The sequence below is a fragment of the Amycolatopsis sp. CB00013 genome (genome assembly GCF_001905755.1).
Taxonomy (GTDB): Bacteria; Actinomycetota; Actinomycetes; order Mycobacteriales; family Pseudonocardiaceae; genus Amycolatopsis; species Amycolatopsis japonica.
Window position 1 is genome coordinate 619,010 of the sequence record NZ_LIWC01000001.1, and the last position, 19,648, is coordinate 638,657.

The window sequence follows — 19,648 nt, forward strand, 5'->3', positions numbered from 1 at the left end:
ATTTGAGTAGCGCTGTGAATTCGCCTTTCCGGCTCAGTGGAATGGTCATCCCTCACTCTTGTGAGTGGAAACTGCACGATTTGCCGTCCCCGATTCCCTGACCGGCGAACGACTGACAGCGACGTGTGTACGTCCGTTCGGGAAAGACGTGGTCAAGGCCGGAAAACGCGGATCACCTGATGGTGTCCGCGCTGAACCCGTTCGTCCGCATCGGTGACGAACGCGTTTCTTTCACCAGCAGGAAACAAGGCCCGCCGTGAACATCACGCCGACGGTGAGCACGGGCGGGGCGAACAGGGCCAGTGTTCCGCCCGCGACGGCCCGCACCCGTTCCGGAAAACGCGACGGCCCGCTCGGGTGCCGCGCCAGCCAGCGCAGCCGGAGCGCGGTGTCGCCGTCGGCGGCCTGGATGGACAACAGCGCCGAGCGCACGGTGTCCGGTCCATGCCCGGCCGCGGCCGCCCGGTCGGCCGCGAGTTCGACCAGCAGCCGGACCGCGCCGGGGAGTTCTCGCATGAGCGGCACGAACCGCAACGTGCGGCCGAGCGTTTCGGCGCAGCCGGCCAGGAAGTGATGCCTGCCGCGCAGATGGGCGCGTTCGTGGGCCAGCACCGCGGCCAGTTCACGGGACGACAGCCTTCCGGCCAGGCCCTGACTGGCGACGATCAGGCCGTCGCGGCCACCGAGGCTGTAGGCGATCGGACGATCGTCGGGCAGCCACAGGGTCGGCCCCGGTCGCGATCCGGACAGGCGGAGCACGTCGAGATGGCGCCGGTGCAGCAGTGTGCTGCGTTTCCGCCGCCGCGCGGTGGACAGCGCGAGCCGGGCCGCCGCGATCGCGAGCGCGATGGCGGCGAAGGTCCCGGCGACCGGATCGAGGCCCGGAAGGCCGCTGTGGCCGACGGCCGCCCAGCATTCGTGGAGGATCCGGGTGATGGCCCCGGCGGGACCGTGGTCCGGCAGGACGAGGAGCAGAACTGCACCAAGCGTGCCGGCGAGGACGCCCACCGCGGTCAGCAGCCACCACGCGAGCGCCGTGCCGGGGCTGATTCCGCCGGCGGTCAGCCTGCCCAGCAGCCGGGGTGAGAACCAGCCGGTCACCACCACGCCGAACAGGAGCACCGCCGCCAGGATCATCGCTTGCCGGGCTTCCGTCGCAAGGCCCGCCGCAGGATGTCCGACTCCTCTTCGGTGACCGAGCGCGCGAAATGCAGCAGCACGGATTCCCGGTCTTCCGAAGCGTCGAGGAGTTCTCGGAGGCTTTGCGCGGTGGCCTCCTCGCGGGTCGCCACGGCGCGGTAGCGATACGCGCGATTCTCCATTTCGCGTTCGACCCATTCCTTGCGGTGCAGGTTGTCGAGCACGGTCATCACCGTGGTGTAGGCGAGGTCGCGATTCCGGTTGATCGCCTCGAGGACCTGGCGCACCCGCAAGGGTTCCGCCGCGTCCCAGAGCACGTCCATCACCGACGCTTCGAGCTCGCCCAGCCGTTGCATGACACCTCCGCCGGGAAGGATACTGTGCCGCCCCCGCTCAGCCGACGACGCGCCGCGCGCCCATCAGGTGCCCGTCGCCCTTGACCGAGCGGACGTCGACGAGCTGGCCCTCGGTCGGCGCGTCGACCATCTTGCCGCTGCCGACGTACATGCCGACGTGGTGGATGGCGCCGGGATTGCCCGTGCCGTCGTCGTAGAAGACGAGGTCGCCGGGCACGAGCGCGTCCAGCGGGACGGGCTTCCCCACGGTGTACTGCTGACGGCTGGTGCGCGGAAGCGAGATGCCCGCCTGCTTGTACGCCCACGACGTCAGGCCGGAGCAGTCGAATTCGCTCGGGCCGGTGGCGCCCCATTCGTATTGCGAGCCCCGCTTGGACAGCGCCGCCTGCAGCGCGTCGTTCGCGGCGCCGGGCGGGCCGAGATAGGAGCCCTTGTCCTGGACCTTGCCGAGTTTCGCCTTGTCCGCGGCCGGCAGTTCGCCGAGTGCCTGCCGCACCTTGGCGATCTGGTCGTCGAGGTCCTTCTTGCGGGTGCGGACCTGCTCCAGCGCCACCGTCGCGTCGTTCGCCGCGAGCTGGGCCGTTTCCCGCGCGTCCGCCGCCGTGGCGCGTGCCGCCTGGGCCTTCCCGAGCGCGTCACGCAGGCCGTTCAACGCCTTGGCCTTCTCGTCGGCCAGGACCGACAGCGCCGAAGAACGGTCGAGGAACTCCTGCCTGCTGCCGCTGTCGAGCAGCAGGACGGCGTTGCCGAGCCGTTCGCCGCTCATCGCGGACCGCGCGATCACCTCGACCTGGGGCCGGAAGCGATCGATCGCCGACTGGGCAAGCGTGAGGTCTCCGTCGGCCCGGCCGAGGGCCGCCGTCGCCTGGTCACGCTCGGTTTCACGGGTCTTCAACCGGTCCTGGGATTCCTGCAGGTCCTCGTCGGCCTTGGCCGCTTGGGCGCCGAGTTCCTGATAGCGCCGCATCGGATCCTGGCCGTCCGGGGCCGGTTGCGCGCTCGCGGGGAGCGCGCCGAAGCCGAGGAGCATGAGGGCGGCGGTGGCGGCGAGGGGATGCCGCGACGAGCGCCGATAGGGGGTCACGGGTACCGAATCTCCTGTCGAGCAGGGTTCAACTATCGCGCTTAGTAGTACGGGGACGGTTGTGAGTGCCCGGTGAAGTCCTACTAAGACTGCTAGTACTAGGTCTCATGGGAGTTTGCTACGGTGGGAACCGTGAGTGTCTCTTCGGCTACTCTTCGTCGACTCGTGGTGGCCTTGCTGCTGCTGGTCGCGGCGGGTTCGGGAACCGTCGCCTGCCTGGACGGGCACGGCGAGGCCGTCGCCGTCACATCGGCTGCCCATGACTTCTCGTGCCCGCCGCGCGAGGGACACGTGCACGCCCGCTCGCTCACCGCCCTCGCCGTACGCAGCGAGGAATCTCCGTCCACGCCGGACCTCCCTTCCCCGGCGGCGCGTGTGCTTTCGCCCGTGCCGCAAGGGAAGACACGTCTGCTTTCCGCTGGCCGGAGTGGACACCGGACACTCGTCGAGCTGTGCGTTTGGCGGACGTGACGGACCTCGCGCCGTCTTGTTCCCGTCCGCACAGCACAGAAAGACGAATCCTCGATGAACGCTGTCCTGCCCCGGCGCGCGGCGCCGGCCGTCGGCAACACACCCGTGCTCTGGATCGACGAACGACTCACCGGCTCCGGTAAGGGTTTCTGGGCCAAACTGGAGGGCTTCAACCCCGGCGGCATGAAGGACCGCCCCGCGCTGCACATGGTGGCGGCGGCCAAGGCCCGCGGTGACCTGGCCGACGGCGCGACGATCGTCGAGTCGACCAGCGGGACACTCGGGCTCGGGCTCGCGCTGGCCGGGATCGTCCACGGGCATCCGGTCACCCTCGTCACCGATCCCGGGATGGAACCGATCGTGCGACGGATGCTCACCGCGCATGGCACCCGCGTCGACCTCGTCACCGAGCCCCATCCGGTGGGCGGCTGGCAGCAGGCACGCCGCGACCGGGTCCAGCGGGTATTGGCGGAACAGCCCGGTTCCTGGTGTCCCGACCAGTACCACAACCCGGACAACGTCGACGCGTACGCGGGTTTGGCCGAGGAACTGGCCGCGCAGCTGGGCCGGATCGACGTGCTGGTGTGCTCGGTCGGCACCGGCGGGCATTCGGCCGGGACCTTCCGCGCGCTGCGGCGGTATTCCCCGCATCTGCGCCTGATCGGCGTGGACACCGTGGGCTCGACGATCTTCGGGCAGCCCGCCACCTCACGGCTGATGCGGGGGCTCGGGTCGAGCATCCATCCGCGCAACGTCGATTACGACGCGTTCGAGGAGGTTCACTGGGTCGCCCCGGCCGAAGCGGTGTGGACCTGCCGCCGCCTCGCCGCGGCGCAGTACGCGACCGGCGGCTGGAGCGTCGGCGCGGTCGCCCTCGTGGCCGCCTGGCTGGCCCGCACACACGATCCGGACGTGCGGATCGCCGCGATCTTCCCGGACGGCCCCCAGCGTTACTTCGACACCGTCTACAACGACGAGTACTGCGCGGGACACGGGCTGCTCGACGTGGTCCCGGCGAGGGAACCGGACGTCATCGGCCACCCCGGCGACCGCGTGGTGGAACGCTGGACCCGGTGCCGCACGATCGTGGATCCCGCGCTGTGAAGGGGTTCGCCGAGCGGTTCAGGTCGTTCGACCGGCCCAGCAAGGTGTTGATGGTCAACCAGTTCACCATCAACGTCGGGTTCTACATGCTGATGCCGTACCTGGCGGGCTATCTTTCCGGCCCGCTGGGGCTGGCGGGCTGGGCCGTCGGCCTGGTGCTGGGCATCCGGAACTTCTCGCAGCAGGGCATGTTCCTGGTCGGGGGCACACTGGCCGACCGGTTCGGCTACAAACCGCTGATCGTCGCGGGATGCGTGCTGAGGACGGCGGGGTTCGCGTTGTTGAGTGTGACATCGTCGTTGCCGTCGCTGATCGTCGCGTCCGCGGCCACCGGATTCGCCGGGGCGCTGTTCAATCCGGCGGTCCGCGCCTATCTGGCCGCGGACGCGGGGGAGCGGCGGCTCGAGGCCTTCTCGGTGTTCAACGTGTTCTACCAGGGCGGGATCCTGGCCGGGCCGGTGGTCGGGCTCGCGCTGACCGCCGTCGACTTCCGGTTGACCTGCCTGGTCGCCGCCGCCGTCTTCGGCGTCCTGACCGTGGTGCAGATACGGGCGCTGCCCGCGCACGAGAACGAACGCGACCGCTCGTCGGTCTGGTCGGACTGGCGCGTCGTCATGGCGAATCGCTCCTTCCTGCTTTTCGCGCTGGTCATGATCGGCTCGTACGTGCTGTCCTTCCAGACCTATCTGGCGCTTCCGATGGAGGCCCGCCGGATCACCGGATCGGAGACGTCGGCGACCGTGCTCATCGCCGGGCTGTTCGTGATCTCGGGCGGGCTCGCGATCGCCGGGCAGCTCAAGATCACGGCCTGGGCCAAGGATCGGTGGCCGCCCGGCACCTGCCTGGCCGTGGGCATGACGTTCATGGCCGCGGCCTTCGTCGCGCCGCTGACCGTCGCCAGGGCGGGTCCGGTCGTCGCGGGAGCCGGCTTGCTCGTCTCCGCGGCCCTGCTGGCGGTGGGGACGGTCGTCGTCTTCCCGTTCGAAATGGACACCGTGGTGCGGCTTTCCGGCGATCGGCTCGTCGCCACGCATTACGGCTTCCACAACACGATCGTCGGCGTGGGCATCCTCCTCGGGAACCTGTTCACCGGCACCGTTTTCGACCTCGCACGCCGGGCCGGTTTCCCGGAGTTCCCCTGGCTCGCCCTGACGGTGATCGGGGCCGTCTGCGCCTTCGGGTTGCGTGGTCTCGACCGGAGCCGGCTTCAGACGAGCGTCGTCCAGTAACTCCAGAAGGCCTGCAGGACCGCGACGGTGATGGCGGCGTACCAGACCACGAGCACCACGCTGTGGTACCGGATCGCCGCCCTCACCTCCGGTCCTTTGTGGAGGTTGTGCAGGGTCGTGTACCAGAAGACGGCGATGGTGACCGCCCACACGACCATGCAGTAGGGGCACAACGCGCCGATGACGTACAGGCTCTGGATCATCAGCCAGTGCACGAATACGACACCGAGCGCCGAACCGATCTGGAGGCCCAGCCAGTACCACCGCGGGAGCCGCGCCCCGCCGAGCAGGACGACCCCGGTCGTGACGACGACGCCGAATCCGGCGATCCCCAGCAACGGGTTCGGGAAGCCGAACAGTTCCGCCTGCGGCGTCTTCATGATCGAGCCGCAGCTGAGGACCGGATTGATACTGCAGGTCGGGATGTAGGAGAAATCCTTGAGCAGACGGAACTTCTCGATGGTGAGGACGAACGAGGCCAGCAGCCCGATCGCGCCGCCGGCGAGCAGGACCCACGGCGTCGCCCGGACGGCGAACGGCTTCACTTGGCCAGTTCCCGGTCGATGGCCGCCTTGAGGCCCTGATAGGACGGCGAGCCCGAGAACCTCACGCCGTTGACGAAGAACGTCGGTGTGCCCTCGACGCCGATGTTCGCGCCGTCGGTGCGGTCGGCCAGCACCCGGCCGAGGATGACCTGGTCGTCCAACGCGGTCTCGAACGCTTTCAGATCGAGGCCCAGCTGCCGCGCGAAGCCGAGGAAGGTCTCGCGATGGGAGACTTGCTGGTCGCCCCACTCCGGCTGCTTCTCGAACATCAGGCGGTACATCGGTTCGAGCTTGCCCTGTTCACCCGCCGCCTCCACGGCCCGGGCGGCGAGCTCGGCGTTCCGGTGACTGGGGATGGGGAAATAGCGCATGACGAACGTGACCCGGTCGCCGTACTCGGCTCGGAGCCGCTCGACGTCCGGGAAGGCGGCGCCGCACGCCTCGCATTCGAGGTCGAGGAACTCCACGACGGTCACCTTGCTGCCCGGCGGATCGGAGAGCCGGTGGCTGTCGGGCCGGACGAGGATCGACGCGGGCACCACCGGAGGCGCGTCCGCTTGGGCGGTCGGGGTGTCTTCACCGAGATTGGTGAAGACGAGCAACGCGGCCACGACTGCGATCACGACGGCCACGACCGTCAGGGAAACCTTGGTGTTCTTGGTCATTCTGTTGTGTCCTTGGCTGGGTTCCGGCAACTGAAAACGGCAGGGCTACGCCGGATCAGGTACGGGAAACGCACAGTCGGACAAGGGGTGGAGTGCTCGAAGAAGACCTCGCCGGTGAGGTCGGCGGCACTCCCGTTTCACGGCGTCGATGCTGCCGGACGAGGAGGAAAAGCACGGCGAGCAGCGCCACGCCGATTCCCGTCAGGTCGTCGAGGTGGTTGTCCGGAACGGGCTGCTCAGCCGGGCTGAGCAGGGACGTCGCCGAATCGCATTCGTCGGCCATGCCGGGGACGTGCGTCGCTTCGGCGGCGAAGAGGGGAGCGCAGGGTGAGCCGGCCGCCGCGGCGCCGTCACTGCACAACGCGCCCTGCAGGAGGGCGACGGCGGTGAGCACGGCCAGCACGGCGAAAAGCCGCGCGGTCATCCTCACTGTCGTCGTTCCGCCGGTCACGGGAGCAGGGTAAAGGCGACCTTGTAAAGCCGACGCGAACTCGGACAAAACGGCCTACAGTGGTCGGCGATCCCGAGTGGAAGGACGACGTGCTGTGCCGAGGTTCAAGGATGTCTACGCTGTTCTGCCGGTCTCTGACCATGCCGCCGCGGTCGCCTGGTACGAGCGGTGGATCGGGCGGCGACCCGACACCGAACCCATGGAAGGCGTCGCGGAATGGCTGATCGCCGGGAGCGCGGGCATCCAGGTCGCCCACGACCCGGGACCCGCGGGCAAGAGCACCGTGGTCATCGGCGTCGAAGACATCGACGAGACCGTCGGCGACCTCGCGGAGCGCGGCGTGGAATGCGGCCCGGTCCAGGACTTCGGCTTCGTCAAAGTGACGGAGATCGTGGATCCGGCGGGCAACAAGGTCACCTTCGTCTGGGAGAACCCGTCGCCGGAGTGATCGGGTCAATTCTTTCCGGAAGATGACGGCAGCGCGCTTGCCGTTGCCCGTGGCGGGCGGCCGATGGTCCGATTCCCTCCGTCATCGACACTGGAGGGAATTCCATGAAGCATTCGAGGCGCAAGGCTTTCGCGCTGGCCCTGCTCGTACCGCTCGCCACGCTCGTCGCGGTGCCCAGCGCTGAGGCCGCGACCGAACGCACGATCAAGGTCGTCACCTACAACGTGGGCGACGCGGGCGGGCTCAAGGCCGACCTCGTCCGTCTCATCGAGACCGAACGTCCCGCCGTCCTGGGACTGCAGGAGGTCGCCGACCGCGAGGACGTCGTGCGGGAGGCCGCGGCGGCGACGGGCTATGTCGCCATCTACGAGACCGACCGCCGCGCGATCAAGCACAACGCCATCCTGGTGCGCGGCAACATGACCATCACCGGCCATGGCGCGGGCGAGATCTCACCAGCGTCCAAAGTGGACCCGTCCACGCCCGGTACCGGCCCCGCCGAACCCGGTGACTGCGGCTGCTGGGTGCCGCCCAAGTACGTCAACTGGGTGCGGGTGGGAGGCGCGGGCTTCGAGTGGGTCGTCGGCGTCGTGCACCTGACCCCGTCCGCGCAACGGTTCGAGCTCAACCGCGAACTGCACAACCTGCAGGTCCGCAACACCGCGGACTGGTTCTCCTCGCGGGCGGCCGAGCCGATCGTCATGGGGGACTTCAACGCCGAGCCGGGTTCGGATCTGATGACCGGGCTGCGGCGCGTGGCCGACTCCTACAGCGCGCCGAGCCACGACGGCAGGTCCATCGACCACGTGTGGGCGAAAAAGGACTCGACCGGGTCCGCTGTGGACGCCCTCGGCGGCTACGGGAGCGACCACCGGCCGGTGCGTGCCCGCGTGACGGTGACCCGATGATGCGGCGTGCCCTGATCGCCGTCCTGTGCGGCGTCAGCCTCCTGACGGCCGGGCCGAGCGCCACCGCCGAAACCGGGCCACGCGACGAGTCGCTGGACTTCCGCTTCCCGGCGGCGGATCTGATGCGGATTCCGGAGACGAACACCTACGTCGCGGTCGGTGCGAGCGTCCCCGGCAAGAAGCTTCCGTACACGAAGGTCGAGTTCGGCGGCGGAACCTTCCAGCGCCGAGGCGCCGTCGACGGCGACGCCTGGGACGGCGTCACGTTCCCCGCGGGCTATTGGGCGAGACCGGACTCTCCACTGTGGACACCGGCGTTGTTCGCGCATCAGGAGGACGGCCGTGTCGTCTACTACGTCTTCTACAGCGCGGCGCTGCCCGGTTCCGAGCCTGCCGGGCAGGCCAAACACTGTATCGGCTACGCGACCTCGTTGCGGGCCACGGGCGGGTTCGTCGCCAACGCGGATCCGCTGTTCTGCCCGGATCGCGGGTGGGCGATCGACGCCGACGTGAGCAGGGGACAGGGCGAGGTCTGGCTGACCCTGCGCAACGGCGCCTGGACGCAAGACCGCGTCACCGCCCTCGGTGCGGCCAAACTGGACTTCGACCGGTCCCGCCACGTGCGGCGGATACCGGAAGCCGACGCGAAGAAGCTCATCGACAACGCGAACCTCGAGTGGACGCACCACAACAGCCCGTCCGACGACGTCCTCACGATCGAGAATCCCAACGCCGTCCGTATCGACGGGGACTGGTACCTCTTCTACTCGGGGAACAACTGGTACGCGAACCGGTACTCCACGGGCGTCGCCTACTGCGGAACCGCGCTGACGGACAACCGGTGCACCCCGATGGCCGAGCAGCGCGCGTACTTCTCCTACGAGCCCGACCCGGAGGGAGAGCCGCGGTTCCGGCCGGGACTGCCGGACAAGTTCCGCAAGAAGAACCTGCCGGGCAACAAACGAGGCCCTGGCGCGTTCAACGCTTTCCAGGCACCCGACGGATCGTGGTGGGCTTCGTGGAACTACATCACCGACGCGAGCCCGTTGCCGCAGGAGGATCCTTCTCCGGAACGGCGGAGCCGGATCGGCCGATTGACGAAAACCGGCAGCGGGGCCACGGCCGAGTTCAGCGTGAGCTGGTGAGTCTGTGAGGAAGCGGGTCTCCGTGTCCGCGGAGACCCGCTTCGTCGCTCAGTCGCGGGCGGCGTCCTGCAGCCGCTCGATGGTTTCGTCGATCCAGGCGACCCAGGTCTGCGCCATCATCTCGCCGGCTCGGCGGACCGAGTCCCAGACGAGCGGGTCGAGTTCGTTGCCGCCGGGGAGGGCGGTGGCCGCGGCGATCTGTTGCGGCATTTCGACGGCGAGCCGCTCGTGGTCCTTCACGTGGAGGTCGCGCATGACCCGGAGCTGGGTCACGGTGTCTTCCGGCGAACGGGAGCCGGCGAAGAAGAAGCGGACCATGAAGGGCACGCGGACGGGGTCGAGTTCGGTGACCAGTTCGCTCTGCCAGGAATCGAACGCCGCCCGCCCGGCGTCGGTGATCGTGTACACGCGGCGGTCCGGCCTGCTCTGCTGTGGCTCCACTTCGGACACGACCAGGCCGTTGTCCTCGAGCTGGCTCAGCGTGCGGTAGATCTGGCTGAGCTGGGCGGGCCAGACGAAGTGGATGCTGGAGCGGATCGCGGTGGCCAGGTCGTAGCCGGTCATCGGTTGCCGGAGCAGGAAGCCCAGCAGGGCGAATCTGAGCATCGGGCTCCTCTCGGCGGGAAACCCGGAGGATAGCAATCGGTCAGACCCGCTCGGCGTGCCGTGCGAACCAGGCGGAGAGGAGTTCGGTGACGTGCCGGGGCTGTTCGCGGTGCGGCCAATGCCTGGTGTCGAGCCAGTGCAGCTCGGCCTGCTCGCACCGCGCCGCACTGGGTTCGGCGAGATGCTTGCCGAGCGCGCCGTCACGGCGGCCCCAGATGATCTGCGTCGGCACGCGCACCGTCGCGGGATCCTTGGCGCGAAACGACGTCAGCATCGACCGGAACATCGCGCGGTACCAGAAGAGCGGGCGTTGGATCGTGCCGGGATGGCGCCAGACGGCGCGGTGCCGGTCGAGGTCGGCGTCGTCGAGGTGGGCGCCGTGTTCGAGCATCGCCGCCAGCAGCGCGCCTTTGCGGGCGCCGAGGATCGCCTCGGCGAGTCCGGGGATTTGGAACGCCACCATGTACCAGCTCCGCAGCAGCTGGGAAGGCTTGCGTCGCAACGAATCGGCGAACACCTGCGGGTGGGGGCAGTTGACGATGGTCAGCGAGCGGACCAGATCCGGTCGTTCGATCGCCACCGCCCAGGCGACGGCCCCGCCCCAGTCGTGCCCGACCAGATGCACCGGCGCCGCGTCTTGCCGCTCGATGAGCAGGACGATGTCCTCGACCAGTTCGGGCATCTCGTAGTCGGCGACGGTGGCGGGCTTGGACGACAGGCCGTAGCCGCGCTGGTCCGGCGCGAGTACCCGGTAGCCCTGCTCGGCGAGCGCGGTCATCTGCGGCTCGAAGGTGAACCACAGATCGGGCCAGCCGTGGAGGAACAGTGCGGCAGGGCCGCCGTCGGGGCCGTCGGTCTCGACGTGGAGCAAGACGTCGTCGACGTCGACGAACTGTGGCCGGAACATGGGCGGGCTCCTCGTCGGACGGGTTCAACCGGCGCCGAGGACGGCGGCGACGGTCGCGGACAGGGGACCGGGATCGCGGTCGCGCAACGGCCTCAGCACCCGCCGGACGATCCGCGGGGAGCCGAGCGACGACAACGGCCGGTGGAGATTGAGCACGTCGTTGAAGGCCGCCGCCACTTCGGGATCCAGCGCCGCCGCTCGTTCCAGGCGGTTGCGATAGCCCTCGCCGAATCTGGCCGTCCAGGGCGACCGGACTCCTTCGGTGCGGCATCCGTAGCGGATGTCCTCTCCGAGCGCGAGGCGCCAGGCTTCGGCGGAGGTGGCGGCGATGGCCCGTGCCGCCCGCCTTTCCAGCCCTGCGTCGTCCCCGGCGGCGAGCGCCCGGCCGAGTGCGGCCGCGGACAGCGCCGCCACGCTCATTCCCTGGCCGTAGATGGGGTTGGCCGCGCTGGCGGCGTCGCCGAGCGCGATGACGCCGCCGGGCAGTTCGCGAGCCCGGTCGTAGTGGCGCCGGGTGTTGCTGCGGACGCGGAAGGCGCGGATCGGGCCTGCCGGTGCCGACCGGCGAAGTGCCTCGGCCACCACCGGCGCGGTGAAGCGATCGGCGAAGTCCCGCAACCCGGCGAGATCCGACGGCACGGGTTCGTCGCGGGCGATCGATCCGAACGAGATGTGCAGCAGGCCGTGCTCGATACGCAGGACGACACCGCCGACGGAGGAGCCGGATTCGGCCTGGCCGCCCAGGATGGCCAGCCACTCGGGATCGAAGGACGGATCGGGTTCGGTGACGACGCTGACATAGCGGACGTCGGAGTGGACGATCGATTCCGGCGGAGGCCGGTACCCGATCCGTTCGAGCCACTCCGGCAGCGGTGAGCCGCGGCCCGAGGCGTCGACGACCAGGTCGGCGCCCAGATCCTCGTCGGGTGTCCGGACACCGGTGACCCGTCGGCGGGCCCCGTCGGTCGTCAGCCCGGTGGCGGGTGTCCGGTCCAGGATCGTCACGTTCGCCAAGGCCCGGACGTGGTCGCGGATCGCGTGCTCGATCAGGACCCGGCTCGCGCCGAAGCCACCGCTCCACCAGGCGGGTATCCGGATGGTCGTCCCGCCGCGGACGAGGAAGAGCGAACGATCGCCCATCGCGGGGTCGCCGGACCCGGGGGTGAGCGCGCCACGGGCGGCCAGCTCCGCGGACAGACCGGGGAACAGCCCGACCAGAACCCGGCGGCCGGAGCCCAGCAGGCCGTGCGCGTGATGCGACTGCGGGACGAAGCGCCGATGCTCCGGCCGGTCCGGGAGTTCGTCACGCTCGACCACGACCACCTCGTCGTAGTGCTCGGACAGGATCCGTGCAGCCACGAGACCGGCGACCCCCGCCCCGAGCACCAGCGCCCGGTCCCGCCGAAGGTATGACATGAGTCATATATAACTTGTTGAATAGCGGAGGTCAATGGCCGGCGGCGAGGCCGTGATGACCGCTCAGTCGAGCTCCAGCGTCGGGAGTTCGGTGCGCGAGGTGATGCCGAGCTTGGGAAACGCCTTGTACAAGTGATATCCCACTGTCCGGGCGCTGAGGAACAGTTGTGCCGCGATGTCCCGATTGGACAGTCCGCGCGCCGCGAGCCGGACGATCTTCCGTTCCTGCGGGGTGAGTGCCGCGAGCGCGCCCGCCACGGGTTCCGCCACGACTTCACCGGTCGCGTCGAGTTCGGCGCGGGCGCGTTCGGCCCAGGGGACGGCGTCGAGCCGCCGGAAGGTTTCGAAGGCCTCACGCAGGTGAGTCCGCGCCGCGGACTTGCGACGCATGCGGCGGAGCCATTCCCCGTATAGCAACGCGGTTCGCGCGCGTTCGAACGGCCGGTCGCCGGGATGGCCGCGCAAGGCCTCCTCGTACAGTTCCGCCGCGGCGGAATCGGGGGCGAGCAGGGCGCGGCACCGGTGCACGTGGGCGGAGATCCACGGCTGGTCCGCGCGAGCCGCCCAGCCCACGAGCCGCTCGACCGGTTCGGCGGCCAGATCCGGCTGGCCGAGACGGGCCGCGGCCTCGACCAGATCCGGGACACCGCGCAGACCGGGCAACTGGTGGCGCATCGGACCGGTGCGCAGGGCGGTGAGCCGGGTGAGCGCGGATTCCCAGCGGGCGAGCCCGAGATCGAGCAGCGCCAACGCCCAGTGCGCCCACGACAGGCCCGGTGCCGGGGTCCCGGGTTCCGGCGTGGCGAGGGCCTCGTCGGCGTAGGCGTGGCAGCGGTCCTCGTCGCCGGCCGCCGCGGCCAGGTAGGCCAGCACGCCGTTGGCCTCGGCGATCCATTGCCGATGGCCGAGCTCTCGCGCCAGCTGCAGCGCTTCGGCCGCCTGGTCGCCCGCCTCGGCATGACGGCCGAAGAAGACCGCGGCTCGGGCCGCGCAGAGCAGCACCGGCGGGGTGCGCCCGAGCTGTCCGTTCTTCCGGCATTGGGCGAGCAGTTCGTCGGCGACCTGATGCGCTTCGGCGTCGTGCCCTGCCGATTGCAGGCTGGTGGCACCGACCAGGATCGTGTCGTGCGGACCGCCGAAGCCGGTGCGGCGCGCGTCGGCGATCCGGTCGGCGAGCGGACGCCGCAGCGGGAGGCCGATCGCGGCACGGGCGACTTCGGACAGCAGCCCGGCGACGTGGGCGATCGGTTCGGGGGCGGCGGGCGCCGCCGAGTCCAGCCGCTCGACGGTGTCCGCGATCTCGCGTTCGCCGAGGTACCAGGCCGCGTGTACCGCGTCGAGCAGCAGGTGGACGGCGGTTTCCGGTTCGGCGGACGGGGCGGCTTCGGTGAGCAGGCGCCGCGCGGTGGTGAGGGCGCCACGATGGAACGCCGCGGTCGCGCGGACCCGGTCGGCGCGGACGGTCAGGGCGGGATCGGCGGAGACCAGCGCACCGGCGAGGGCCTCCATGCGGTCGAGATCGCCTTCTTCGGCCGCGGCTTCGGCGGCGAGAACCAGCCGTCGCGCGGAGTCCGGACCGGGCCCTGTCAGTTCCGCGGCGCGTTGGTACGCCGCCGAAGCGGCCGCGTAACCGCTGCGGGCGGCGGCGCGCAGGGCGGTGCTCTCCAGTTCCCCGGCGACCTGCTCGTCCGGGCCGTCGGCGACGACCGCGTGGTGCCAGGCGCGACGGTCGGCGTCGGCGGGCTGGTCGAGCGCTTCCGCCAGCGCCGTGTGCACGACGAAGCGCAGGCTGACCGGTGCCGCTTGGTAGACCGCGGACCGGACGAGCGGATGACGGAAGCGAATACTGCGGTTGTCGACTTGAAGTAGCCCCGCGGTTTCGGCGGGGACGAGATCCGCGGGCCGGCAGCCGAGAGCGGTCGCGGCGCGCAGGACTACGCCGCGATCGCCGGTGTCCTCGGCGGCGGCGACGAGCACCAGCCGCCGGGTCGGTTCCGGCAGCAGCCGGACCTGGTCGAGGAACGCCGCTTGGACGGTGTCCGGGAGCGGCAGAGCCTCTCCGGCGGCGGGACGACCGGCGGCGAAGGCGGCGGGTAGTTCGAGGAGGGCGAGCGGATTGCCTTGCGCTTCGGCCAGGACCCGATACCGGTCCGCGGGGGACAGTGGCGTGGCGTGATCGGCCAGCAGCTCGGCGGCGGCGAGTGCGGTGAGCCCGGACAGCGGCAACGTGGCCACTCCGGGCGCGAGAAAGCCGTCACGGGCGGCGATGATCAGCGCGATGCCTTCGGCGTCCAGCCTCCGGGCGGCGAACAGCAGCGCTTCGGCGGAGGCTCGGTCCAGCCATTGCGCGTCGTCCACCAGGCACAGCACCGATCCGCCGTCGGCGAACTCGGCGAGGAGCGAGAGAACGGCGAGGCCGACGAGCATCCGGTCGCCCGGTTCGGCCGCCGCGAGACCGAACGCCCCGCGCAGGGCCCGTGCTTGCGGCGCCGGGAGCGCGTCGGCCCGGTCCAGCGCGGCGCGCAGTACGAGATGCAGGCCGGCGAACGGGAGATGGGCTTCGGACTCGATCCCGGTTCCACGGAGGATCCGCAGGTCCCCGGCTTGCGCGGCGGCGTACTCCAGCAGTGCGGTCTTGCCGATCCCGGGTTCGCCGGTGAGGAGCAGGCTGCCGCTGCGCCCGGCCCGGCAGTCGGCCAGTAGCCGGTCGACGACCGATGTCTCGTCCTCCCGTCCGCGCAACACGTCGCGACAGTACTTAATGCGCGAGGGAAACCGCCGCGAGACTGCCGGGTTGTGACAGATTCCGCAGGCCCGGCGAAGCCCTAGCGTCCTCGGTGAAGGAGGTGGCCATGTCTGGCATGGATGAGCTGGCCCGGCGGTATCTGGCGAGCTGGAACGAAACCGATCCGGTCCGGCGTCGCGCGCTCGTGGCCGAACTGTGGACGCTCGACGCCCGTTACGTCGACCCGATCGTGGTCGCGGAAGGCCACGCGGGCATCGACGAGGCGATGGCGACCGCGCAACGACGGTTCCCCGGTCTGCGTTATCGGGCGGCGGGCCCCGTCGACGCCCACCACGACGTGGCGCGGCTGACCTGGGAGCTCGGCCCGGACGGTGGTCCGGCCGTGATCATCGGCAGCACCGTGCTGGTCGCCGGGCGGTCCCGGCTGAGCCGCGGCTACGGCTTCCTCGACCCTGTCCCCACAACTGGAGCCGACAAGTGAACCCTGATCCGACGACGCTTCACCCGCTGCCCGCGCACGAGCGGGTGATCTTCCTGAAACCGCTGATCCGCTCGCCGAAGATCGTGGTCGGCGACTACACCTATTTCGACGATCCGGACGGAGCGACGGAGTTCGAGCAGCGCAACGTCCTCTACGGCTACGGGCCGGAACGACTGGTCATCGGCAAGTACTGCGCGCTCGCCAGCGGTACCCGGTTCCTGATGGCCGGTGCCGACCACCCGACTTTGGGGCCGTCCACCTTCCCGTTCACCATGTTCGGCGGCGACTGGACGGAGAAGACGCTCGACCTCGTCACCGGCATGCCGAGCCGGGGCGACACGGTGGTCGGCAACGATGTCTGGATCGGCCACCAGGCCACCGTCATGCCAGGGGTGACCATCGGCGACGGGGCCATCGTGGCGGCGGGCGCGGTGGTGACCGCGGACGTGCCGCCGTACACCATCGTCGGCGGCAATCCGGCCCGGCCGATCCGGCAGCGGTTCGGCGACGCCGAGGTTTCCGCGCTGCGCCGCGCGGCCTGGTGGGACTGGCCGGTGGACCTGGTCACCGAGCACGTCCGGACGATCATGGCCGGCGACCCGGCCGAAATTCTCCGTATCGCCGCCGAGCACGGATTGGCGGCTGCCGAATGAGCCGCATCGGCATCGAAGAATTCCCCGTCCCCGGCGAAGGCCCGTACGCGATCGCCCTCGGACCGGACGGCGCCCTCTGGTACACGTTGGTCCGAAGTGGACACATCGGGCGGCTGGTTCCGGGAGGATCGCCGGAGAACTGGCCGCTCGCTCCGGACAGCGGCCCGACAGTGATCGCGGCAGGCCCGGACGGCGCGTTGTGGTTCACCGAGTACCAGGCGCACCGTATCGGGCGTATCACCACGGCCGGTGCGATCAGCGAGTTTCCCTTGCCCACGCCGGAATGCGGCCCCTACGGACTCGCCGCAGGCCCCGACGGAGCGCTGTGGTTCACCGAGATCGCCGCCGACCGGATCGGCCGGATCACGATGTCCGGTGACGTCACGGAGTTCGCGCTGCCGGGCACCGGAACGTTCCCGTCGGCGATCGTCGCGGGACCGGACGGCGCGCTGTGGTTCACGATGAACCAAGCCGACGCCATCGGCCGGATCACCACCGGCGGAGAGATCACCGTGCACCGGCTGCCGGCCCAGGCCGCCGGACCGGTCGGAATCGCCGCCGGTCCCGACGGGGCCCTGTGGTTCACCGAGATCACCGCCGGGCAGATCGGCCGGATCACCGTCCACGGGGACGTGACCGAATTCCCGCTACCCGACCGTTCCGCGCGGCCGCACGCCATCGCCGGCGGCGACAACGAGTTGTGGTTCACCGAATGGGGTGGCAACCGGGTCGGCTCGATCACCCCGGACGGTGTCATCGAGACACACGACCTGCCCACACCGGGTTCCGAACCGCACGGCCTCGCGTTCGGCCCGGACCGAGCAGTGTGGACGGCGTTGGAACTTGGGGCACTTGCCCGAATCGACGATGAAGGAGAGGTTCGATGAGCACCACGATCGACGCGGAGTTCGAGATCGACAGCTGGGACGAGAAGCCCTACGCCGAGCCGCCGGAGGGCCCGAAGCTGACCCGGATCGTGATCCGCAAGACCTACCGCGGAGCAGTGGCCGGAACCGGGGTCGCCGAGGTGCTCACCGCACAGGGAGAGGGCGGCGCCGGGTACGTCGCGTCCGAACGCATCGAAGGCACCCTCGACGGCAGGCCGGGCTCGTTCGTGATCCAGCACGGCGGACTGGCGGCCGGGGACGAACAGAGCACTTTCGGCGCGGTGGTCCCGAAATCCGGTACGGGGGAGCTGGCCGGGTTGTCCGGGCGGGCGGTTGAAGCGCGGCACGGGGTGCTGACGCTGGAGGTCTCGTTCGGTGCCGGGGTGGGGGCGGAGTACGGCTAAGAGCGACGGCGCTCTGTGGTGCGCCAGCCTTTCCGATCTGGGCGATCCCTCTGGCCGCAGGAAACGGATCTCCGCAGCTCTGAGCTGCGGAGACCTGCTTAGTCGTCCGGTCGAGCCGAAAGGCTTCGAGCTTGCGACGCCTTGCTCCCAGGTGTCCAGGCAGTTGTAGACGCGTATTCGGCGACGTCTGCGGCCTGACTGGCAATGCGTGCTGACGTCCGTACATGTGTGGGCATGTCCGGCCAATTCTTGAGGCAAGAGAGCTTGGTCGGAGACTGGCTTCTCTTGGCCTTGGTCGGAACTGCAGTGAGGTTCGAACTCGCCTGTAACGGTAGCTCGTGGCGGATCGACTTAGTGAGCAAACTAAGATCGAGATGGGAGCGCCGATGGCCACTAAGCAGGACGATGACACCTTGCGGCGCGGTTTGACTAATTATCTAGATACGGTCGAGTCCTTGCGCGAGTTGGCCTATTTCTCAGAGAGTCATGCAGAACATCTTGATGATCTAAATTCATTTATTGCAAAAAAACTTTCCGGCCTAGTTGAAATTAGTCCGGAAACGGTCAAGAAGGCGCGCGGGATCTTTGATGACTATCTTGGGGATGTCGTGAAACTCCTTGAATCGACAAACAATACCTCTACTGACGCGAATTCCAAAGAAAAGAGAAGAGAATTTCAAGAGGAGGTAAAGCGTCTAACTAATGATATGGGAGGGAAGTTTAAGACGGTCGCAGGCGCCGATATTGATGGCTCGTTCTTGATGCCTTTGGTAGTTTCTGCCTTAACGAACACCTATCCCAGGTCTAATCTTTTGGCGGCTTCCCTTTTGACTATGTGTGTCGGCAGCTTCGAAGTCTTGGTGGGAGCAATTGTTCGGGCGTTCTTCCGTCTTCGTCCGGATGCGCTGAAGCAAGATGAGCCTAAGATAACGTGGTCAGAGTTGCAAGACTACAAAACTATCGATGACTTTCGCGACCACTATATTGAGCGACATGCGACTGAAATTATGAGGGGTGGCTTAAAGGATTGGTTTGCGTGGCTTGATAAGCGCCTGAAGGTAAATTTGGGCGACTTGTGTGCTAATCCGGCAGCGTTGCAGGAAATATTTCAGCGTCGACACTTATTGGTTCATGCGGATGGAATCGTGAACAAGCAGTACCTGAATAGTGTATCCGACGCGGACCCAATGCCGGAGTTGGGTGACAAGGTCGTTGTAAGCTACGAGTATCTCTATGATGCGATTGAGTCGCTTACGGCGGTGGGAGTGTTGTTAACATATAAGGTGCGACGTCGGCTAACTCCGCCGGTTGAATTTGAGAAAGACGAGCACTATTTCGAAAAACGAATCTCTGCCCTTTTGATTGGTCGTCAATATCCGGCTGTTGAGAAAATCGCCGAGGTGCTTGTAGGGCAACTATGTAACGATGACGTGCGTTTAAGGCTTCAGGTTGATCTGTGGACCGCGCGGCGTGCGCTGTATGGTGCGGAATCAATCAAGTCTGAGGTTGAATTATGGCGGGTAGGCTCGTTGAGTGACAAGTTCATTCTTGCAAAGCATGTTCTTCTCGGCGAGGTCACGCACGCTAAAGAGCTTGCTCGAAAAATGTTAGACAGTGGTGAAATTACTTATTCTTGGGGTGCGCAGTGGCCGTTAATGGGGGAGCTGCTAAATGATATGCGAAACGAGGTTTTGATCACTGATGTCTCAAGTCTTCCTGAGTAGCTGTATTAGTTGAATTTGGTAATGGCTGCTCCGAAGGTTCAAGATCTTGTATGTCCGCGGGAGCAGGCAGGAGCGGAACTGAAGCGGCCGAGAATTCCTCGCCGCACGTATACATCGTGCTATCGCCGCTGGTCGGGTGCGAGAGCGGAAGAGATGCGGGCGCTAACGTGGGACCAAGCCGACCTCGACGTCAACGCCTCTATTTGTGTCTGGCAGTCCGTGCGGCCTGTGGCTGCGACGCAAAGACTAGAAGGTCGTGACGGGGCTTGGCGGTGTCG

21 protein-coding genes are annotated in these 19,648 nt (G+C 68.2%); 11 read left to right on the forward strand and 10 right to left on the reverse strand.

What is annotated here, in order from left to right:
• Window positions 1-231: 231 nt before the first annotated feature.
• Genes AMK34_RS02690 through AMK34_RS02700 form a run of 3 tightly spaced genes read right to left on the reverse strand, consistent with a single transcriptional unit; the run spans window position 232 to window position 2,580 of the window.
• Window positions 232-1,137, reverse strand: coding sequence for a M56 family metallopeptidase (locus AMK34_RS02690; protein WP_073842691.1), 906 nt, complete (start codon window positions 1,135-1,137; stop codon window positions 232-234).
• Window positions 1,134-1,496, reverse strand: coding sequence for a BlaI/MecI/CopY family transcriptional regulator (locus AMK34_RS02695; RefSeq protein ID WP_038514248.1), 363 nt, complete (start codon window positions 1,494-1,496; stop codon window positions 1,134-1,136). Before AMK34_RS02695 ends, AMK34_RS02690 begins: the two co-directional genes overlap by 4 nt.
• Before the next feature lie 37 nt (window positions 1,497-1,533).
• Window positions 1,534-2,580, reverse strand: coding sequence for a C40 family peptidase (locus tag AMK34_RS02700; protein ID WP_083649720.1), 1,047 nt, complete (start codon window positions 2,578-2,580; stop codon window positions 1,534-1,536).
• A gap of 132 nt (window positions 2,581-2,712) precedes the next feature.
• Here AMK34_RS02700 and AMK34_RS02705 point away from each other — a divergent pair, with 132 nt between their 5' ends.
• Genes AMK34_RS02705 through AMK34_RS02715 form a run of 3 tightly spaced genes read left to right on the forward strand, consistent with a single transcriptional unit; the run spans window position 2,713 to window position 5,384 of the window.
• Window positions 2,713-3,051, forward strand: a complete 339-nt coding sequence (locus tag AMK34_RS02705) for a hypothetical protein (RefSeq protein WP_241832667.1) — start codon at window positions 2,713-2,715, stop codon at window positions 3,049-3,051.
• A gap of 54 nt (window positions 3,052-3,105) precedes the next feature.
• Window positions 3,106-4,155: a PLP-dependent cysteine synthase family protein gene (locus AMK34_RS02710; RefSeq protein ID WP_073842693.1), complete on the forward strand. Its 1,050-nt coding sequence runs from the start codon at window positions 3,106-3,108 to the stop codon at window positions 4,153-4,155.
• Window positions 4,152-5,384 carry an MDR family MFS transporter gene (locus AMK34_RS02715; protein WP_198941622.1) on the forward strand — a complete coding sequence of 411 codons (1,233 nt, stop codon included), beginning with the start codon at window positions 4,152-4,154 and terminating at the stop codon, window positions 5,382-5,384. The genes AMK34_RS02710 and AMK34_RS02715 overlap by 4 nt, the downstream gene beginning before the upstream one ends.
• Here the strand turns inward: AMK34_RS02715 and AMK34_RS02720 are convergent.
• From AMK34_RS02720 to AMK34_RS02730, 3 genes are read right to left on the reverse strand one after another with little or no spacing between them, the layout of a single operon-like run.
• Window positions 5,363-5,929: a vitamin K epoxide reductase family protein gene (locus AMK34_RS02720; protein ID WP_073842695.1), complete on the reverse strand. Its 567-nt coding sequence runs from the start codon at window positions 5,927-5,929 to the stop codon at window positions 5,363-5,365. The genes AMK34_RS02715 and AMK34_RS02720 overlap by 22 nt on opposite strands.
• Window positions 5,926-6,594 (reverse strand): DsbA family protein, encoded by a 669-nt coding sequence (locus AMK34_RS02725; protein ID WP_073842697.1) that lies wholly within the window; start codon window positions 6,592-6,594, stop codon window positions 5,926-5,928. Before AMK34_RS02725 ends, AMK34_RS02720 begins: the two co-directional genes overlap by 4 nt.
• Before the next feature lie 55 nt (window positions 6,595-6,649).
• Window positions 6,650-7,045, reverse strand: coding sequence for a hypothetical protein (locus AMK34_RS02730; protein WP_241832668.1), 396 nt, complete (start codon window positions 7,043-7,045; stop codon window positions 6,650-6,652).
• Between the two features lie 94 nt (window positions 7,046-7,139).
• On the opposite strand from AMK34_RS02730, the gene AMK34_RS02735 reads away from it, so the two are divergent.
• The 3 genes from AMK34_RS02735 to AMK34_RS02745 all read left to right on the forward strand — a co-directional run bounded on the left by AMK34_RS02735 (window position 7,140) and on the right by AMK34_RS02745 (window position 9,546).
• A complete protein-coding gene (locus tag AMK34_RS02735; protein WP_073842701.1) occupies window positions 7,140-7,493 on the forward strand; it encodes a VOC family protein in 354 nt (117 codons plus the stop codon).
• Window positions 7,494-7,597: 104 nt separating this feature from the next.
• Complete coding sequence (locus AMK34_RS02740) at window positions 7,598-8,401, forward strand: endonuclease/exonuclease/phosphatase family protein (RefSeq protein ID WP_073842702.1); 804 nt, start codon at window positions 7,598-7,600, stop codon at window positions 8,399-8,401.
• A complete protein-coding gene (locus AMK34_RS02745; protein WP_083649721.1) occupies window positions 8,398-9,546 on the forward strand; it encodes a family 43 glycosylhydrolase in 1,149 nt (382 codons plus the stop codon). The genes AMK34_RS02740 and AMK34_RS02745 overlap by 4 nt, the downstream gene beginning before the upstream one ends.
• A 48-nt stretch (window positions 9,547-9,594) precedes the next feature.
• Here AMK34_RS02745 and AMK34_RS02750 read toward each other — a convergent pair whose 3' ends face one another.
• The 4 genes from AMK34_RS02750 to AMK34_RS02765 all read right to left on the reverse strand — a co-directional run bounded on the left by AMK34_RS02750 (window position 9,595) and on the right by AMK34_RS02765 (window position 15,220).
• Window positions 9,595-10,152, reverse strand: a complete 558-nt coding sequence (locus AMK34_RS02750; RefSeq protein WP_073842706.1) for a PadR family transcriptional regulator — start codon at window positions 10,150-10,152, stop codon at window positions 9,595-9,597.
• Between the two features lie 40 nt (window positions 10,153-10,192).
• A complete protein-coding gene (locus AMK34_RS02755; protein WP_073842708.1) occupies window positions 10,193-11,059 on the reverse strand; it encodes an alpha/beta fold hydrolase in 867 nt (288 codons plus the stop codon).
• A 24-nt stretch (window positions 11,060-11,083) separates the two neighbouring features.
• Window positions 11,084-12,475, reverse strand: a complete 1,392-nt coding sequence (locus tag AMK34_RS02760; RefSeq protein WP_073842710.1) for an FAD-dependent monooxygenase — start codon at window positions 12,473-12,475, stop codon at window positions 11,084-11,086.
• A gap of 63 nt (window positions 12,476-12,538) precedes the next feature.
• Window positions 12,539-15,220: an ATP-binding protein gene (locus AMK34_RS02765; RefSeq protein ID WP_073842712.1), complete on the reverse strand. Its 2,682-nt coding sequence runs from the start codon at window positions 15,218-15,220 to the stop codon at window positions 12,539-12,541.
• Window positions 15,221-15,327: 107 nt separating this feature from the next.
• Between AMK34_RS02765 and AMK34_RS02770 the strand changes: the two genes are divergently transcribed.
• The 5 genes from AMK34_RS02770 to AMK34_RS42470 all read left to right on the forward strand — a co-directional run bounded on the left by AMK34_RS02770 (window position 15,328) and on the right by AMK34_RS42470 (window position 19,370).
• A complete protein-coding gene (locus tag AMK34_RS02770; protein ID WP_073842714.1) occupies window positions 15,328-15,702 on the forward strand; it encodes a nuclear transport factor 2 family protein in 375 nt (124 codons plus the stop codon).
• Window positions 15,699-16,355 (forward strand): CatB-related O-acetyltransferase, encoded by a 657-nt coding sequence (locus AMK34_RS02775; protein WP_083649723.1) that lies wholly within the window; start codon window positions 15,699-15,701, stop codon window positions 16,353-16,355. Before AMK34_RS02770 ends, AMK34_RS02775 begins: the two co-directional genes overlap by 4 nt.
• Window positions 16,352-17,242: a Vgb family protein gene (locus tag AMK34_RS02780; RefSeq protein WP_073842716.1), complete on the forward strand. Its 891-nt coding sequence runs from the start codon at window positions 16,352-16,354 to the stop codon at window positions 17,240-17,242. Before AMK34_RS02775 ends, AMK34_RS02780 begins: the two co-directional genes overlap by 4 nt.
• On the forward strand, window positions 17,239-17,646 hold the full coding sequence (locus tag AMK34_RS02785) for a DUF3224 domain-containing protein (protein WP_073842718.1): 408 nt from the start codon (window positions 17,239-17,241) through the stop codon (window positions 17,644-17,646). The genes AMK34_RS02780 and AMK34_RS02785 overlap by 4 nt, the downstream gene beginning before the upstream one ends.
• 386 nt (window positions 17,647-18,032) lie before the next feature.
• Complete coding sequence (locus AMK34_RS42470; RefSeq protein ID WP_143202321.1) at window positions 18,033-19,370, forward strand: hypothetical protein; 1,338 nt, start codon at window positions 18,033-18,035, stop codon at window positions 19,368-19,370.
• Window positions 19,371-19,648 lie beyond the last annotated feature (278 nt).

Bases quoted from the DNA above. Each gene is read 5' to 3' on its own strand.
- AMK34_RS02780 (WP_073842716.1), top strand. From the start codon at position 16,352: ATGAGCCGCATCGGCATCGAAGAATTCCCCGTCCCCGGCGAAGGCCCG.
- AMK34_RS02740 (WP_073842702.1), top strand. From the start codon at position 7,598: ATGAAGCATTCGAGGCGCAAGGCTTTCGCGCTGGCCCTGCTCGTACCG.
- AMK34_RS02695 (WP_038514248.1), bottom strand. From the start codon at position 1,496: ATGCAACGGCTGGGCGAGCTCGAAGCGTCGGTGATGGACGTGCTCTGG.
- AMK34_RS02690 (WP_073842691.1), bottom strand. From the start codon at position 1,137: ATGATCCTGGCGGCGGTGCTCCTGTTCGGCGTGGTGGTGACCGGCTGG.
- AMK34_RS02750 (WP_073842706.1), bottom strand. From the start codon at position 10,152: ATGCTCAGATTCGCCCTGCTGGGCTTCCTGCTCCGGCAACCGATGACC.
- AMK34_RS02710 (WP_073842693.1), top strand. From the start codon at position 3,106: ATGAACGCTGTCCTGCCCCGGCGCGCGGCGCCGGCCGTCGGCAACACA.
- AMK34_RS02770 (WP_073842714.1), top strand. From the start codon at position 15,328: ATGTCTGGCATGGATGAGCTGGCCCGGCGGTATCTGGCGAGCTGGAAC.
- AMK34_RS02725 (WP_073842697.1), bottom strand. From the start codon at position 6,594: ATGACCAAGAACACCAAGGTTTCCCTGACGGTCGTGGCCGTCGTGATC.
- AMK34_RS02785 (WP_073842718.1), top strand. From the start codon at position 17,239: ATGAGCACCACGATCGACGCGGAGTTCGAGATCGACAGCTGGGACGAG.
- AMK34_RS02755 (WP_073842708.1), bottom strand. From the start codon at position 11,059: ATGTTCCGGCCACAGTTCGTCGACGTCGACGACGTCTTGCTCCACGTC.
- AMK34_RS42470 (WP_143202321.1), top strand. From the start codon at position 18,033: ATGGCCACTAAGCAGGACGATGACACCTTGCGGCGCGGTTTGACTAAT.
- AMK34_RS02760 (WP_073842710.1), bottom strand. From the start codon at position 12,475: ATGTCATACCTTCGGCGGGACCGGGCGCTGGTGCTCGGGGCGGGGGTC.
- AMK34_RS02745 (WP_083649721.1), top strand. From the start codon at position 8,398: ATGATGCGGCGTGCCCTGATCGCCGTCCTGTGCGGCGTCAGCCTCCTG.